The sequence below is a fragment of the Streptomyces thermodiastaticus genome, from assembly GCF_014656135.1.
Lineage (GTDB): Bacteria > Actinomycetota > Actinomycetes > Streptomycetales > Streptomycetaceae > Streptomyces > Streptomyces thermodiastaticus.
Window position 1 is genome coordinate 1 of sequence record NZ_BNBV01000010.1, and the last position, 15,319, is coordinate 15,319.

At 71.1% G+C, this 15,319-nt stretch carries 13 protein-coding genes; 8 read left to right on the top strand and 5 right to left on the bottom strand.

Features of this window, described 5'->3' with window-relative positions:
- Positions 1 to 133: 133 nt before the first annotated feature.
- Positions 134 to 1,051 (bottom strand): helix-turn-helix domain-containing protein, encoded by a 918-nt coding sequence (locus tag IE286_RS11940; RefSeq protein ID WP_189796648.1) that lies wholly within the window; start codon positions 1,049 to 1,051, stop codon positions 134 to 136.
- Positions 1,052 to 1,217: 166 nt separating this feature from the next.
- Here IE286_RS11940 and tkt point away from each other — a divergent pair, with 166 nt between their 5' ends.
- The 7 genes from tkt to IE286_RS11975 are packed head-to-tail and all read left to right on the top strand — an operon-like array spanning position 1,218 to position 10,237.
- The gene (gene tkt, locus IE286_RS11945) at positions 1,218 to 3,293 is read left to right on the top strand and encodes a transketolase (RefSeq protein WP_189796649.1); all 2,076 of its coding nucleotides are present in this window, start codon (positions 1,218 to 1,220) and stop codon (positions 3,291 to 3,293) included.
- Between the two features lie 18 nt (positions 3,294 to 3,311).
- Positions 3,312 to 4,481, top strand: a complete 1,170-nt coding sequence (gene tal, locus IE286_RS11950) for a transaldolase (RefSeq protein WP_189796650.1) — start codon at positions 3,312 to 3,314, stop codon at positions 4,479 to 4,481.
- Positions 4,478 to 6,178: a glucose-6-phosphate dehydrogenase gene (gene zwf / locus IE286_RS11955; RefSeq protein ID WP_189796651.1), complete on the top strand. Its 1,701-nt coding sequence runs from the start codon at positions 4,478 to 4,480 to the stop codon at positions 6,176 to 6,178. Before tal ends, zwf begins: the two co-directional genes overlap by 4 nt.
- On the top strand, positions 6,175 to 7,101 hold the full coding sequence (opcA, locus tag IE286_RS11960; protein ID WP_189796652.1) for a glucose-6-phosphate dehydrogenase assembly protein OpcA: 927 nt from the start codon (positions 6,175 to 6,177) through the stop codon (positions 7,099 to 7,101). Before zwf ends, opcA begins: the two co-directional genes overlap by 4 nt.
- 1 nt (position 7,102) lies before the next feature.
- The gene (gene pgi, locus IE286_RS11965) at positions 7,103 to 8,743 is read left to right on the top strand and encodes a glucose-6-phosphate isomerase (RefSeq protein WP_189796653.1); all 1,641 of its coding nucleotides are present in this window, start codon (positions 7,103 to 7,105) and stop codon (positions 8,741 to 8,743) included.
- Positions 8,744 to 8,758: 15 nt separating this feature from the next.
- A complete protein-coding gene (gene gnd, locus IE286_RS11970) occupies positions 8,759 to 9,637 on the top strand; it encodes a phosphogluconate dehydrogenase (NAD(+)-dependent, decarboxylating) (protein WP_189796764.1) in 879 nt (292 codons plus the stop codon).
- A 6-nt stretch (positions 9,638 to 9,643) separates the two neighbouring features.
- The gene (locus tag IE286_RS11975) at positions 9,644 to 10,237 is read left to right on the top strand and encodes a histidine phosphatase family protein (protein ID WP_189796654.1); all 594 of its coding nucleotides are present in this window, start codon (positions 9,644 to 9,646) and stop codon (positions 10,235 to 10,237) included.
- 113 nt (positions 10,238 to 10,350) lie between these two features.
- On the opposite strand, the gene IE286_RS11980 is transcribed toward IE286_RS11975, so the two are convergent.
- Positions 10,351 to 10,818, bottom strand: a complete 468-nt coding sequence (locus IE286_RS11980) for a PPOX class F420-dependent oxidoreductase (protein WP_189796655.1) — start codon at positions 10,816 to 10,818, stop codon at positions 10,351 to 10,353.
- A 357-nt stretch (positions 10,819 to 11,175) separates the two neighbouring features.
- On the opposite strand from IE286_RS11980, the gene IE286_RS11985 reads away from it, so the two are divergent.
- Positions 11,176 to 11,994 (top strand): SAM-dependent methyltransferase, encoded by an 819-nt coding sequence (locus IE286_RS11985; protein ID WP_189796656.1) that lies wholly within the window; start codon positions 11,176 to 11,178, stop codon positions 11,992 to 11,994.
- A 61-nt stretch (positions 11,995 to 12,055) separates the two neighbouring features.
- Here the strand turns inward: IE286_RS11985 and IE286_RS11990 are convergent, their stop codons facing one another.
- The 3 genes from IE286_RS11990 to IE286_RS12000 are packed head-to-tail and all read right to left on the bottom strand — an operon-like array spanning position 12,056 to position 15,314.
- Positions 12,056 to 13,414 (bottom strand): GH1 family beta-glucosidase, encoded by a 1,359-nt coding sequence (locus IE286_RS11990; protein WP_189796657.1) that lies wholly within the window; start codon positions 13,412 to 13,414, stop codon positions 12,056 to 12,058.
- Between the two features lie 45 nt (positions 13,415 to 13,459).
- Positions 13,460 to 14,323, bottom strand: coding sequence for a carbohydrate ABC transporter permease (locus tag IE286_RS11995; RefSeq protein ID WP_189796658.1), 864 nt, complete (start codon positions 14,321 to 14,323; stop codon positions 13,460 to 13,462).
- Complete coding sequence (locus tag IE286_RS12000) at positions 14,316 to 15,314, bottom strand: carbohydrate ABC transporter permease (RefSeq protein WP_189796659.1); 999 nt, start codon at positions 15,312 to 15,314, stop codon at positions 14,316 to 14,318. Before IE286_RS12000 ends, IE286_RS11995 begins: the two co-directional genes overlap by 8 nt.
- Positions 15,315 to 15,319 lie beyond the last annotated feature (5 nt).

The following is a 15,319-nucleotide window of genomic DNA, read 5'->3' on the forward strand; positions in this document are numbered from 1 at the left end:
GATACCCCAGCCGAGCGTCTACGTGATCTACTCACCACCTGAAACCAAGTGGTGTTGCGACGACCCCTTGAACCCAACCTCTTGCGGGGCCCTTCGTCGTGCCCGGCGTGCCCGGCGACGGCGTGCCGGGCGCTCAGCGCATCTCGGCGCGGAAGGCCACCGGGGTCTGGCCGGTGCGCAGCTGGAAGAACTTGGAGAAGTTGGCCGCGTCGGGGAAACCGACGGCGGCACCGACCCGGCCGATGGGCAGATCGGTGTGCGCGAGCAGGCGCTTGGCCTCCAGCACGACCCGTTTGTCGATGAACGCCTTGGGGGTCTCGCCGGTGGCGGCGCGCACCGCGCGCACCAGGGTGCGGCGGGAGTAGCCGAGCGCGTCGGCGTAGGCGCTGACGCTGTGGTTGGTGGTGAAGCCCTTCTCCACCGCGTCGCGGAACAGGGTGAAGGTGGTGTCGTTGTGCCGCCGGTCCGCCTGGGCGGAGCTGGTGGCGAGGTGGGACAGCCGCACCAGGAACGCGGTGAGCGAGTGGCGCAGCACCGTGGTGTGCAGGTTCAGCGGGAGCGTCTCGGTGTCCTCGTACTCGCGGCGCAGCTGGTTCAGGGCGGCCTGCAGGGCGGAGCGCTGGGCCGGGTCGGGGTGGAGCAGGGGCGGCAGGTCGTAGCGGTACAGGCCGGTGGCCTCGACCGTGGCCCGGGGCAGGAAGCCGGGCTGCATGGTCAGGACGGTTCCGCGGTACTCGTCGGGGCGGGAGAAGCGATGGACCTGTCCGGGGCGGATCCACAGCACATCGCCCGCCGCGGCCTCGTACTCGGCGAAGTCGATCATGTGCCGCACGGGGCCCTCGCTGAACAGCATGACCACGTGGAAGTCGATGCGGTGGACTCGGCGCAACGGTGCCTCGGCGTGCCAGGTGTGGTCCCTCCCCATGGGGCCCACCTGCAGTCCTACGCCGGCGAGGCTCAGGTCGACCGGGAACCGGAACGTTCTGATCTGATCGCCTGCGTCGTCCTCGCTCTCGGCACCCGCCCCGCCCTGGGTGATTACGTCCGTCATGTCCCTCTCGTACCGTCTCATCCACCCGTGGGGTGGGTGTATCCGTCGCAGGCTGTCCCACTTTCACAACAGGCTGACACACGGAGACCTACCGGTTCAAAAGTCAGACTTTTAGGTTCGAAGACGTACGGCAGCATTCCCTCCTTCTTGCGAGGACTTCTTGAAGATGAGCGAGCACACAACCGAGCGCTTCGAGTGGACGGACCTCGACCGGCGTGCCGTGGACACCGCCCGTCTGCTGGCGGCCGACGCCGTGCAGAAGGCGGGCAACGGCCACCCCGGTACGGCGATGAGCCTGGCCCCGGCCGCGTACACGCTGTTCCAGAAGGTCATGCGGCACGACCCGGCGGACCCGGAGTGGAGCGGCCGTGACCGCTTCGTCCTCTCGCCGGGCCACACCTCGCTGACCCTGTACACCCAGCTCTACCTGGCCGGCTACGAGCTGGAGCTGGACGATCTCAAGGCGTTCCGCACCTGGGGTTCGAAGACCCCCGGTCACCCCGAGTACGGGCACACCGCCGGGGTGGAGACCACGACCGGTCCGCTGGGCCAGGGCGTGGCGATGGCGGTGGGCATGGCCATGGCGGCCCGCTACGAGCGCGGCCTGTTCGACCCGGACGCCCCGGCGGGCACCTCGCCGTTCGACCACACGATCTGGGCGATCGTCTCCGACGGCGACCTGGAGGAGGGTGTCTCCGCGGAGGCGTCCTCGCTGGCCGGGCACCAGAAGCTGGGCAACCTCGTCTTCCTCTACGACGACAACCACATCTCCATCGAGGGCGACACCGCCACCGCCTTCTCCGAGGACGTCCTGGCCCGCTACGCGGCCTACGGCTGGCACACCCAGCGCATCGAGCCGGCCGAGAACGGCGACATCGACGTGCACGCCCTGTACCGGGCGCTGCAGGCCGCCAAGGCCGAGACGGAACGCCCGTCGATCATCGCGATGCGCACGATCATCGCCTGGCCGGCCCCGAACGCGCAGAACACCGAGGCCGCGCACGGCTCCGCGCTCGGCGAGGAGGAGGTCGCCGCCACCAAGCGGGTCCTCGGCTTCGACCCGGAGCGGACCTTCCAGGTGGAGGACGAGGTCCTCGCCCACACCCGCAAGGCCCTGGACCGCGGTGCCGAGGCGCACGCCGCCTGGGACAAGCGCCTCGCCGAGTGGCGCGACGCCCAGCCCGAGCGTGCCGCGCTGCTGGACCGCGTCCTGGCCGGGAAGCTGCCCGAGGGCTGGGAGGACGCCGTCCCGGTGTTCGAGGAGGGCAAGTCGGTCGCCACCCGCGCCGCCTCCGGCAAGGTGCTGCAGGCCCTCGGCGCGGTGATCCCCGAGCTGTGGGGCGGCTCCGCCGACCTGGCCGGCTCGAACAACACCACCATCGACAAGACGTCGTCGTTCCTGCCGAAGGGCAACCCGCTGCCCGGCGCCGACCCCTACGGGCGCACCATCCACTTCGGCATCCGCGAGTTCTCCATGGCCGCGGAGATGAACGGCATCGCCCTGCACGGCAACACCCGCGTCTACGGCGGCACCTTCCTGGTGTTCTCCGACTACATGCGCAACGCGGTGCGCCTGTCGGCCCTGATGCAGCTGCCGGTGACGTACGTGTGGACACACGACTCCATCGGCCTGGGCGAGGACGGCCCCACCCACCAGCCGGTGGAGCACCTGGCCTCGCTGCGCGCCATCCCGGGCCTGAACATCGTCCGCCCGGCCGACGCCAACGAGACCGCGATCGCGTGGATCGAGATCCTCAAGCGGCACTCCACCCACCCGGCCCCGCACGGCCTGGCGCTGACCCGGCAGGGTGTGCCGACGTACGCGCCGAACCCGGACGCGGCCAGGGGCGGGTACGTGCTGCGGGAGTCCTCCACGCCGGAGCCGGACGTGATCCTCATCGCCACCGGTTCCGAGGTGCAGCTCGCCGTGGCCGCCCGGGAGCTGCTGGAGGGCGAGGGCGTCGGCACCCGGGTGGTGTCGATGCCGTCCGTGGAGTGGTTCGAGGAGCAGCCGCAGGAGTACCGCGAGAATGTGCTGCCGCCGTCGGTGCGGGCCCGGGTCGCCGTGGAGGCCGGCATCGGGCTGACCTGGTACCGCTACGTGGGCGACGCCGGCCGGATCGTGTCCCTGGAGCACTTCGGTGCCTCGGCCGACGCCAAGACCCTCTTCGCCGAGTTCGGCTTCACCCCCGAGAACGTCGCCGCCGCGGCCCGCGCATCCCTGGCCGCCGCGCGCGCCTGATCCGCACACACAAGAAAGATGATCACTGTGACCGAAGCAACCACGACCGCCGGAGCGCTGCAGCGCCTGGCCGACCAGGGCGTGTCGATCTGGCTGGACGACCTCTCGCGCCGCCGCATCGACTCGGGCAACCTCGCCGAGCTGGTCGAGACGAAGAACGTCGTGGGTGTCACCACCAACCCGTCGATCTTCCAGGCCGCCATCGGCTCCGGCGAGGGCTACGAGGAGCAGCTCGCCGACCTGGCGGTGCGCGGGGTCACGGTCGACGAGGCCGTCCGCATGATGACCACCGCCGATGTGCGCGCCGCCGCGGACGTGCTGCGCCCGGTGTACGAGGCGAGCGGCGGCACGGACGGCCGGGTGTCCATCGAGGTGGACCCGCGTCTGGCGCACGACACCGTGGCCACGGTCGCGGAGGCCAAGCAGCTGGCCTGGCTGGTGGACCGCCCCAACGTCATGATCAAGATACCGGCCACCCGGGCGGGCCTGCCGGCCATCACTCAGGTGCTGGCGGCGGGTATCAGTGTCAACGTGACGCTGATCTTCTCCCTGGAGCGCTACCGCGAGGTGATGGACGCCTACCTCGCCGGCCTGGAGAAGGCGCGTGCGGCCGGCCTGGACCTGTCCGGCATCCACTCCGTGGCCTCGTTCTTCGTCTCCCGGGTCGACACCGAGATCGACAAGCGGCTGACCGCGCTCGGCACCGAGGAGGCCCTGGCGCTCAAGGGACGCGCGGCGCTGGCGAACGCCCGGCTGGCCTACGAGGCGTACGAGCAGGTGTTCGGTTCCGTGAGCGGTGCGACGGCGCCCGGCGAGCGGTTCGCGCGGCTCGCGGCGGCCGGGGCCCGTCCGCAGCGCCCGCTGTGGGCGTCGACCGGCGTGAAGGATCCCGCGTACAAGGACACCCTGTATGTGGACGGGCTCGTCGCGCCCGGCACGGTGAACACCATGCCGGAGGCCACGCTGAACGCCACCGCCGACCACGGCGAGATCACCGGGGACACGGTGACCGGCGGCTACGAGCAGGCCCATGCCGACCTGGCGGCGGTCGAGCAGCTGGGGATCTCCTACGACGAGGTCGTCCAGCAGCTGGAGGACGAGGGCCTCGCCAAGTTCGACAAGGCCTGGCAGGACCTGCTGGACGCGGTCACGAAGGCCATGGACAGCAAGGGAGTTGACGCGGAATGAGCAACAAGCCCGCCGAGCAGGCGGCGCAGGACGCGGCCGCCGGCCCGTCCCCGGACGCCGCCGTGGGCTCCGAGGAGCCGAGCCCCAAGGCCATGCAGGCCTCGACGCACGCGCACAAGAAGGCCGAGGCCGCTTCCGCGCCCGCCGAGGTCCGGGTGCCGGTGGCTCCGGCCGCCGGCTGGGTGAATCCGCTGCGCGACCCCTCGGACCGACGGCTGCCGCGCATCGCTGGGCCGTCGGGCCTGGTGATCTTCGGTGTCACCGGCGACCTGTCCCGCAAGAAGCTGATGCCGGCCGTGTACGACCTGGCCAACCGGGGTCTGCTGCCGCCGGGCTTCTCCCTGGTCGGTTTCGCCCGGCGCGACTGGGAGAACCAGGACTTCGCCCAGGTGGTGTACGAGGCGGTCAAGGAGCACGCCCGTACGCCGTTCCGCGAGGAGGTCTGGCAGCAGCTGAGCGAGGGCATGCGGTTCGTGCCCGGCGACTTCGACGACGACACCGCGTTCAAGCAGCTCAAGGGCGCCGTCGAGGAGCTGGACGCCTCCCGCGGGACGGGCGGCAACTTCGCCTTCTACCTCTCGGTGCCGCCGCGGTTCTTCCCCAAGGTCGTCCAGCAGCTGAAGAAGCACGGCCTGGCGCAGGCCCCGGAGGGTTCCTGGCGGCGCGCCGTCATCGAGAAGCCCTTCGGTCACGACCTGGCCAGCGCCCGCGAGCTGAACCGGATCGTGCACGACGTCTTCGACCCGGAGCAGGTCTTCCGCATCGACCACTACCTGGGCAAGGAGACCGTCCAGAACATCCTGGCGCTGCGCTTCGCCAACCAGATGTTCGAGCCGGTCTGGAACCGGTCCTTCGTGGACCATGTGCAGATCACCATGGCCGAGGACATCGGCATCGGCGGCCGGGCCGGCTACTACGACGGCATCGGCGCCGCCCGGGACGTCATCCAGAACCACCTGCTGCAGCTGTTGGCGCTCACCGCCATGGAGGAGCCCATCGCCTTCGACGCCGAGGCGCTGCTCACCGAGAAGCTGAAGGTGCTCAAGTCGGTGCGGCTGCCGCAGGACCTGGGTGCCCACACGGTGCGCGCCCAGTACGCCGAGGGCTGGCAGGGCGGCGAGAAGGTCCCCGGCTATCTGCAGGAGAAGGGGATCGACCCGGCGTCCCGGACCGACACCTACGCGGCGATCAAGCTGGAGATCGACAATCGCCGCTGGGCGGGTGTGCCGTTCTACCTGCGCACCGGCAAGCGGCTGGGCCGCCGGGTCACCGAGATCGCGGTGGTGTTCAAGCGGGCCCCGCACTCCCCGTTCGACTCCACCTCCACCGAGGAGCTGGGCGAGAACGCCGTGGTGATCCGCGTCCAGCCGGACGAGGGCATGACGGTCCGCTTCGGCTCGAAGGTGCCGGGCACCTCGATGGAGATCCGGGACGTGACGATGGACTTCGCCTACGGCGAGTCCTTCACCGAGTCCAGCCCCGAGGCGTACGAGCGCCTCATCCTGGACGTTCTGCTGGGTGACGCCAACCTCTTCCCCCGTCACCAGGAAGTGGAAGAGTCCTGGAAGATCCTCGACCCGGTCGAGCAGTTCTGGGACGCCAACGACCGTCCCGCCCAGTACGCGGCCGGGACGTGGGGTCCGCGGGAAGCCGACGAGATGCTCGCACGAGACGGACGGAGCTGGCGCAGGCCATGAAGATCGACCTCACCGACACCACGGCAAGCAAAATCAACAAGGCGCTGGTCGAGGGCCGCCGCGCCATCGGCACTCCCGCCGTGGGAATGGTCCTGACCCTCGTCATCGTCACCGACGAGGAGAACGCCTACGACTCGATCAAGGCGGCCCAGGACGCCTCACGCGAACACCCCTCCCGCACCCTGGTGGTGATCAAGCGGCAGGCGCGCACCCTGCGGGACCGCACCCACTCGCGGCTGGACGCGGAGGTGCTGGTCGGCTCGGAGGCCGGCACCGGCGAGACGGTCGTGCTGCGCACCTACGGCGACGTCTCCGAGCACGCCGACTCGGTGGTGCTGCCGCTGCTGCTGCCGGACGCGCCGGTCGTCGTCTGGTGGCCGGTGGACGCGCCCGACAACCCCTCCGAGGACCCGCTGGGCGCCCTGGCGCAGCGCCGCATCACCGACCTGTACGCCTTCGAGCACCCGCTTCAGGTCCTGCAGACCCGGGCCCGCACCTACGCACCCGGCGACACCGACCTCGCCTGGACCCGGCTGACGCTGTGGCGGTCCACGCTGGCCGCCGCGCTCGACCAGGCCCGGATGGAGGTGACCTCCGCGGCCGTGGAGGCCGAGCCGGACAACCCCAGCGCGGAACTGCTGGCCCGCTGGCTGGAGGCGCGTCTGCGCGTCTCGGTCGACCGGCTGCCCAGCCCGGGCCCGTTCGTGACCGCCGTGCGCCTGGGCACCGCGGCCGGCGAGATCGTCGTCGACCGGCCCGCCGGCCCGCTGGCGACGTTGACCCTGCCGGGGCAGCCCTCGCGTACGCTCGCGCTGAAGGTGCGCCCCACCTCCGAACTCATCGCCGAGGAGCTGCGCCGCCTCGACGCCGACGAGATGTACGCCGTCGCACTGCGCGGCGAGCCCATCAAGGAGACCGTCTGACATGTCCGACACCCCCAAGCTCACCCAGCGGCCGGAGTGGATCGCGCTGGAGGAGCACCGCTCCCGGCCGCAGCCGCACCTGCGTGAGCTGTTCGCGGCGGACCCCTCCCGCGCCGAGCGCTACACGGTGCGCGTCGGCGACCTGTACATCGACTACTCCAAGAACCTGGTCACCGACGAGACCCTGCGGCTGCTACGCGACCTGGCCGCGGCGACCGACGTGTTCGGCCTGCGGGACGCGATGTTCCGCGGCGAGAAGATCAACATCACCGAGAACCGGGCCGTGCTGCACACCGCGCTGCGCGCCCCGCGGGACGCGGTGATCGAGGTCGACGGCGAGAACGTCGTGCCGAAGGTGCACGCCGTGCTGGACAGGATGAGCGACTTCGCGCGGCGGGTGCGGTCCGGTGAGTGGACCGGCCACACCGGCAAGCGCATCAAGAACGTCGTGAACATCGGCATCGGCGGCTCCGACCTGGGGCCGGCCATGGCCTACGAGGCGCTGCGGGCCTTCACCGACCGGAATCTCACGGTCCGGTTCGTCTCCAACGTCGACGGCGCCGACCTTCACGAGGCCACCCGCGACCTGGACCCGGCCGAGACGCTGTTCATCGTGGCGTCGAAGACCTTCACCACGATCGAGACCATCACCAACGCCACCTCGGCGCGGTCCTGGCTGCTGGCCGGGCTCGGCGGCGACGAGGCGGCCGTGGCGAAGCACTTCGTGGCCCTGTCGACGAACGCGGAGAAGGTCACCGAGTTCGGCATCGACACCGCGAACATGTTCGAGTTCTGGGACTGGGTCGGCGGCCGCTACTCGTACGACTCCGCCATCGGCCTGTCCCTGATGATCGCCATCGGCCCGGACCGCTTCCGGGAGATGCTGGACGGCTTCCGCCTGGTCGACGAGCACTTCCGCACCGCCCCGGCTCAGGCCAACGCCCCGCTGATCCTGGGTCTGCTGGGCATCTGGTACGGCAACTTCCACGACGCCCAGACCCACGCGGTGCTCCCCTACAGCCACTACCTGTCGCGGTTCACCGCCTATCTGCAGCAGCTGGACATGGAGTCCAACGGCAAGTCCGTGCAGCGCGAGGGCGACCCGGTTCAGTGGCAGACCGGTCCGGTCGTGTGGGGCACGCCGGGCACCAACGGCCAGCACGCCTACTACCAGCTCATCCACCAGGGCACCAAGCTGATCCCGGCGGACTTCATCGGGTTCGCGCGTCCCGTGGCCGAGCTGAGCGACACCCTCACCGCGCAGCACGACCTGCTCATGGCGAACTTCTTCGCCCAGACGCAGGCGCTCGCCTTCGGCAAGTCCGCCGAGGAGGTGCGGGCCGAGGGGGTCGCCGAGGAGCAGGTGACGCACCGCACCTTCCACGGCAACCACCCCACCACCACGATCCTGGCGACCGAGCTGACCCCGTCGGTGCTCGGCCAGCTGATCGCGCTGTACGAGCACAAGGTGTTCGTCCAGGGCGCCGTCTGGAACATCGACTCCTTCGACCAGTGGGGTGTCGAACTGGGCAAGGTCCTGGCCAAGCGCGTCGAGCCCGCCCTCACGGAGGGCGCCGAGGTGCCCGGCCTGGATCCCTCCACCGCCGCCCTCGTGGCCGCCTACCGCACCCTGAGGAAGTGAGCTGACATGGCAGCGATGCAGATGGGCCTGATCGGCCTGGGCAAGATGGGCGGCAACATGCGCCAGCGTCTGCGCAAGGCCGGCCACACCGTCATCGGCTACGACCGCAATCCCGAACTGAGCGACGTGCCCAGCATGGTGGACCTGGTCGACCAGCTCGCCCAGCCCCGCGTGGTGTGGGTCATGGTGCCGGCCGGCGGCCCCACCCAGCACGTCATCGACCAGCTGTCCACCCTGCTCAAGCCCGGCGATCTCGTCGTGGACGGCGGCAACTCCCGCTGGACCGACGACGTCAAGCACGCCAAGCAGCTGCACGCCCGCGGCATCGGCTTCGTCGACGCGGGTGTCTCCGGCGGCGTGTGGGGCCTGGAGAACGGCTACGCGCTCATGGTGGGCGGCGACAAGGAGCACGTCGAGCGGCTCCAGCCCATCTTCGACGCGCTCAAGCCGGAGGGCCCCTATGGCTTCGTCCACGCCGGCAAGGTCGGCGCGGGCCACTTCGCGAAGATGGTCCACAACGGCATCGAGTACGCGATGATGCAGGCCTACGCCGAGGGCTGGGAGCTGCTGGAGAAGGTCGACAGCGTCGACAACGTCCGGGAGATCTTCCGCTCCTGGCAGCGCGGCACCGTCATCCGCTCCTGGCTGCTGGACCTCGCGGTCAACGCCCTCGACGAGGACGAGCACCTGGAGAAGCTGCGCGGCTACGCGGAGGACTCCGGTGAGGGCCGGTGGACGGTGGAGGCCGCCATCGACAACGCCGTGCCGCTGCCGGCGATCACCGCCTCGCTGTTCGCGCGGTTCGCCTCCCGTCAGGAGGACTCGCCGCAGATGAAGATGGTCGCGGCGCTGCGCAACCAGTTCGGCGGCCACGCGGTCGAGAAGAAGGGCTGACCGGCCGTGGGGGACGTGCTGCTGGTCCGCCACGGCGAGACGCGGTGGAGCCTGTCGGGACAGCACACCAGCTTCACCGACCTTCCGTTGACCCCGCACGGCGAGGAACAGGCCAAGTCGCTCGCTCCCCTGCTGTCGCAGCGCACCTTTGCCGCGGTGCGCACCAGTCCGCTCGCGCGGGCGGTGCGCACCGCCGAGCTGGCGGGTCTGTCCGGTGCGGTGCCGGACGAGGACCTGCACGAGTGGGACTACGGCGGCTACGAGGGTGTGAGCACGGCCGACATCCACCGCGACCGGCCCGGCTGGGACCTGTGGACCGACGGGGTGCCGCCCGGCCCACAGGGGCATCCGGGCGAGTCGGCCGAGCAGGTCGGGCGGCGCGCCGACCGGGTGCTCGCCCGGGTCCGCGCGGACCTCGCCCGGGGCGACGGCGACGTGGTCCTGGTGGCGCACGCCCACTTCCTGCGGGTGCTCACCGCCCGCTGGCTGGGCCTGCCCCCGGTCGAGGGGCGGCTGTTCCGGCTGGAGACGGGCACGGTCAGCCGGCTGTCCACGGAGCACGACCGGCCGGTGATCGCGGAGTGGAACACCCGCCCGTAGCGGTGTCACCACCGGCTTGCTGCGGCCCGGACCACCTCGGCGGTGGCCCGGGCCGCGGCGTGCAGGCGCCGCCCTGCCGTGCGGCGGCCGACCACGGGGGCGGGCGAGCGGGCTCAGCTCTTCTCGCCGGGTGCCTGCGGGATGCCGTACACCCGGTCGACGTTCAGCCGCAGCACGAGGCGCCGTTCGCGGACCATGGCGGTGCGGAAGTCGTCCCAGTCCGGGTGCTCGCCGAGCACGGCGCGGTAGAGGCCGATCAGCTCCTCCACCGTCGCGTCGTGCGGGTCCGCCGCGACCGGGGACAGCTCGGCGGTGCCCTCGGCGACCGTGTAGGCGCGCCGGTCGGCGGTGGTGACGTGGTAGGAGGCGCGGGGGTCCCGGCGCAGATTGCGGGTCTTGGCGCGGTCGTCGGTGACGGAGATCCGGATGACGCGGCGCTCCGGGTCCCAGGCGTGGACGACGTTCGACAGCTGGGGCCGGCCGTCCTTCTTGAGCGTGATCAGCACGCCGTCGTGCCCCTGGGCGAGGAGGTGGAGCAGGGTGTCGTCGGGAGCGGGGGCCGAAGATGTGTCCTGGGTCATACCGTCGTCAACCGGGCCGCCCAGTGCGCACATTCCCCGCCTCGGGCCCCTCCCTGTGCCCGCCTCCAGGGCCCCGCGCCCGGTGCGATGCGGAGGAAAGCCGCAGACCTGCACGGCCGTCGCCCGGGGTGGCCTGCGTCCATTACGGTGATCTCCGGCACATGTGCCGCTGCCCAGCCGTCGCGACCCGTGTCCACAGCGCCCCGAGGAGGTCCCGTGCCGAGCGCCCCCGCCGAGCCCCGGGCGACCGGTGCCCCGGGCGGGGGCCGGGCCGTGCGCCGCTCCGGGCGGGCCGCCTGCGGCTCGGCAGCGTGTCACGCCCTCACCGCAGTGGACACAGGACGGAGCCAGGCATCCATGACCTCCCTTGGCAGCGGCGGCAGCCGCGTCCGCCCCGACGGCATCGACACGAGCAGGCCGCACCCGGCGCGCATGTACGACTACTTCCTCGGCGGGAAGGACAACTACGAGGTCGACCAGGCGGCGGCCGAGAAGTTCATCACCAAGGCCCCCGAGGTGCGCGAGGGGGTGCGGGCCAACCGCGACTTCCTGATCCGCGCGGTGCGCCATGTCGTCGGCGAGTGCGGCATCCGGCAGATCCTCGACGTGGGCACGGGCCTGCCGACGGAGCCCAACGTCCACCAGGTCGCGCACGCGCTCGCGCCCGAGACCCGGGTCGCCTATGTGGACAACGACCCGATCGTCAGCACGCACTCGATGGCACTGCTGGACGGCACGGACAACACCGCCGTGGTCCTGGCCGACCTGCGGGAGCCGCAGGAGCTGCTCGCCCATCCGGAGGTGCGCCGGCTCATCGACTTCGACCGGCCGGTCGCGCTGCTGCTGGTCGCGGTGGTGCACTTCCTCGCCGACTCCGACGACCCGGACGGCATCCTCGCCACCCTGCGGGACGCCCTGCCCGCCGGGTCCTGTCTGGTGCTGTCGCACGCCACGGGTGATGTGCACGCGGACGGGCGTGCGGACGCGGCGGCCGTCTACAACGAGGCGACCGCCCCCTTGACTCTCCGCTCCCACGAGCGGATCGCGCAGTTCTTCGGTGATTTCACGCTGGTGGACCCGGGCCTGGTCCGGGTGACCCACTGGCGGCCCGAGGAGCCGCCGCGGGACGCCCCGCCGATCGGGATCTACGGCGGGGTGGCCCGCAAGGCCGGCTGAGGCCGGCGGCTGGTGCCCCGGTGAGCGCGGGGGTTTCCGCGTCCGCGCCCACCGGGGAGTCTCAGGCGGCCTGTCCGATCGCCTCCCGGTGCGCGCGCACGATCTCCGCGTACCGGTGGCCGCTGCCCTTGACGGTGCGGGTCTGGGTGGCGTAGTCGACGTGGACGAGGCCGAAACGCTTGTCGTAGCCGTACGCCCACTCGAAGTTGTCCAGCAGGGACCAGGCGAAGTAGCCGGCCAGCGGGGCGCCCTGGCGGACGGCGGAGGCGCAGGCGGCCACGTGCTGCTCCAGGTAGTGCCGGCGCTCGGGGTCGTCGATCGTGCCGTCGGGGCGGACGGTGTCCGTGAACGCCGAGCCGTTCTCGGTGACGTACAGCTTGCGGGCGCCGTACTCGCGGGTGAGGCGCAGCAGCAGGGTCTCGATGCCGTCGGCGTCGATCTCCCAGTCCATCGCGGTGCGCGGCACGCCCTCGCGGCGCACGTCGCGGGCCCGGGGTGCGGGGCCGTCGGGGTCGTCGGCGATGTAGGCCGGGAAGTAGTAGTTGAGGCCGAGCCAGTCCAGGGGCGCGGCGATGGTGTCCAGGTCGCCGGGCTGCTCGGGCAGGTCGACGCCGTACACCTCGCGCATGTCGGCGGGGAAGCCCCGGCCGTGCACCGGGTCCAGCCACCAGCGGTTGACGTGCCCGTCCTGCCGGCGGGCCGCCGCCACGTCCTCGGGACGGTCGGTGGCGGGACGGACCGGGGAGAGGTTGACGACGAGACCCACCTCGGCGCCGGGGACGGCGGCGCGGACCGCCTGGACCCCCAGGCCGTGGCCGAGCAGCAGGTGGTAGGAGGCGCGGACGGCGGCGGTCAGGTCGGTCAGGCCGGGGGCCATCTTGCCCTCCAGGTGGCCGATCCAGGCCGAGCACAGCGGCTCGTTGAGGGTGGCCCAGTGGGTGACGCGGTCGCCGAGGCGTCCGGCGACGACCGAGGCGTAGTGCGCGAACGCCTCGGCGGTGGCGCGTTCGGGCCAGCCGCCCCGGTCCTGCAGCACCTGCGGCAGGTCCCAGTGGTAGAGGGTGACGAACGGGGTGATGCCGGCGTCCAGCAGGGCGTCGATCAGCTGGTCGTAGAAGTCCAGCCCCTTGGGGTTGACCTGGCCGTCGCCGTCGGGCAGGACCCGCGGCCAGGCGACGGACAGCCGGTAGGCGTTGGTGCCGAGACGGCGCATCAGGCCGATGTCCTCGCGCCAGCGGTGGTAGTGGTCGCAGGCGACGTCGCCGGTGTCGCCGTTGTCGATCGTGCCGGGGGTGTGGGAGAAGGTGTCCCAGATGGACGGCGAGCGGCCGTCCTCGGCGACGGCACCCTCGATCTGGTAGGCGGAGGTTGCCGTGCCCCAGAGGAAGTCGTGCGGGAACGCGGCGAGGTCGATGGTCACGAAGGTCCCTTCACAAGTCGTGGCGGAGGCAGGCTGCCTCGCCGGTCACTTGACGGCTCCCGCCGTCAGACCGGCGACGAGGTAGCGCTGCAGCAGCAGGAATCCGGCGACCACGGGCACGCTGACGACCAGCGAGGCGGCCATGATCTGGTTCCAGTAGACGTCGTTGAGGGTGGAGTAGCCCTGCAGGCCGACGGCGAGCGTCCGGGTGGTGTCGTTGGTCATGACGGAGGCGAAGAGCACCTCGCCCCAGGCGGTCATGAACGCGTAGACGGCGACGGCGACGATGCCGGGGATCGCGGCCGGCACGACCACGCGGAACAGGGCGCCGAGCGGTCCGCAGCCGTCCACGAGGGCGGCCTCGTCCAGGTCGCGCGGCACCGAGTCGAAGTAGCCGATCAGCATCCAGATGGAGAACGGCAGGGTGAAGGTGAGGTACGTCAGGATCAGCCCGCCGCGGGAGCCGAACAGGGCGATGCCGGTGGCGTTGCCGATGTTGACGTACAGCAGGAACAGGGGCAGCAGGAAGAGGATGCCCGGGAACATCTGCGTGGACAGCACGGTGACGGTGAACACCCGTTTGCCGCGGAAGGAGTAGCGGCTGACCGCGTAGGAGGCGAACACCGCGATCACCACCGAGCCGGCCGTGGCCGCGCCCGCCACGATCAGCGAGTTCACGAAGTACCGGGCGAGGGGGACCGTCGACCAGATGTCGATGTACGGGCGGATCGTCAGCCCGCTGGGCAGCCAGCGGAACTTTCCCGAGACGTCCTGCAGGGGTTTGAGCGAGCTGGACACCATCACGTACACCGGCACCAGGACGAAGCCGGTGAGCAGGGTGAGGAAGATCCGCCGGGTCCACAGGAAGGAGCGCGGCGGCGCCATCGGCGAGCGGTAGGAGTCAGACATCGGCGGTCCTCCGTCCGCGCGAGGTGACGGCCAGGTACACGCCCGTGACCACCAGCAGGAACAGCAGCAGCAGCACGGACATCGCCGAGCCGGTGCCGAAGTCCCAACTGACGAAGGACGCCTGGTAGATGTGGACCGAGATCAGGTCCGCCGCCCGCGGCGCGGCCTTGCCGAACATCACGTACGGGGTGTTGAAGTCGTTGAACGTCCACAGGAACAGCACCAGGACGAGCACCTGGTTGACCGGGCGCAGCGACGGCAGGGTGATCCGGCGGATCTGCTGCCACATCCCGGCGCCGTCCAGGGCGGCCGCCTCGTACAGCTCGCGCGGGATGTTCTGCAGGCCGGCCATGACGATGAGGAAGGCGAACGGCCAGCCCCTCCACACCGACACCGTCAGCAGCGCCCAGAAGCTGTTGTCGCCGATCAGCCAGAACGACGGCTTGTCGGTCAGGTGCAGCTGGTCGTGCAGGACGTGGTTCACCAGGCCGTTGTCGTGCTGGAACATGAACACCCAGGTGATCACGGCCGCGTAGACCGGCAGCGCGTAGGGCACCAGGAACAGGGTGCGCAGCAGGCCGCGGCCGCGGAAGCTGTCCTGCAGGCAGATCGCGGCGGCGGTGCCGATCAGCCAGCACAGCGCGACCGACAGCAGGGTGAAGCCGACGGTGACGAAGAAGGAGTGCAGCAGGGCCTCGCCGACCGGGGCGTCGACGTCCACCGAGACGCGGTAGTTGTCGAAGCCCGACCAGGGTGCGGCGGTCCAGTTGCGGATGTAGAACTGCGTGATCTCCTTCAGGCTCATCACCGCGCCGATCACCATCGGCACCAGGTGGACCAGCAGTTCCAGGATGAGGGCGGGCAGGAGCAGCAGGTACGGCAGCCAGGCGCGGCCGGCCCGCCCGGAGCGGCCGGGCCGCCCACGGCGCGGGCCGGCCGCCCGCGAGGACTTCTGCGCCGTCGGCCGGCCGGCGTCCACGGTGGTCGTCATGGTGC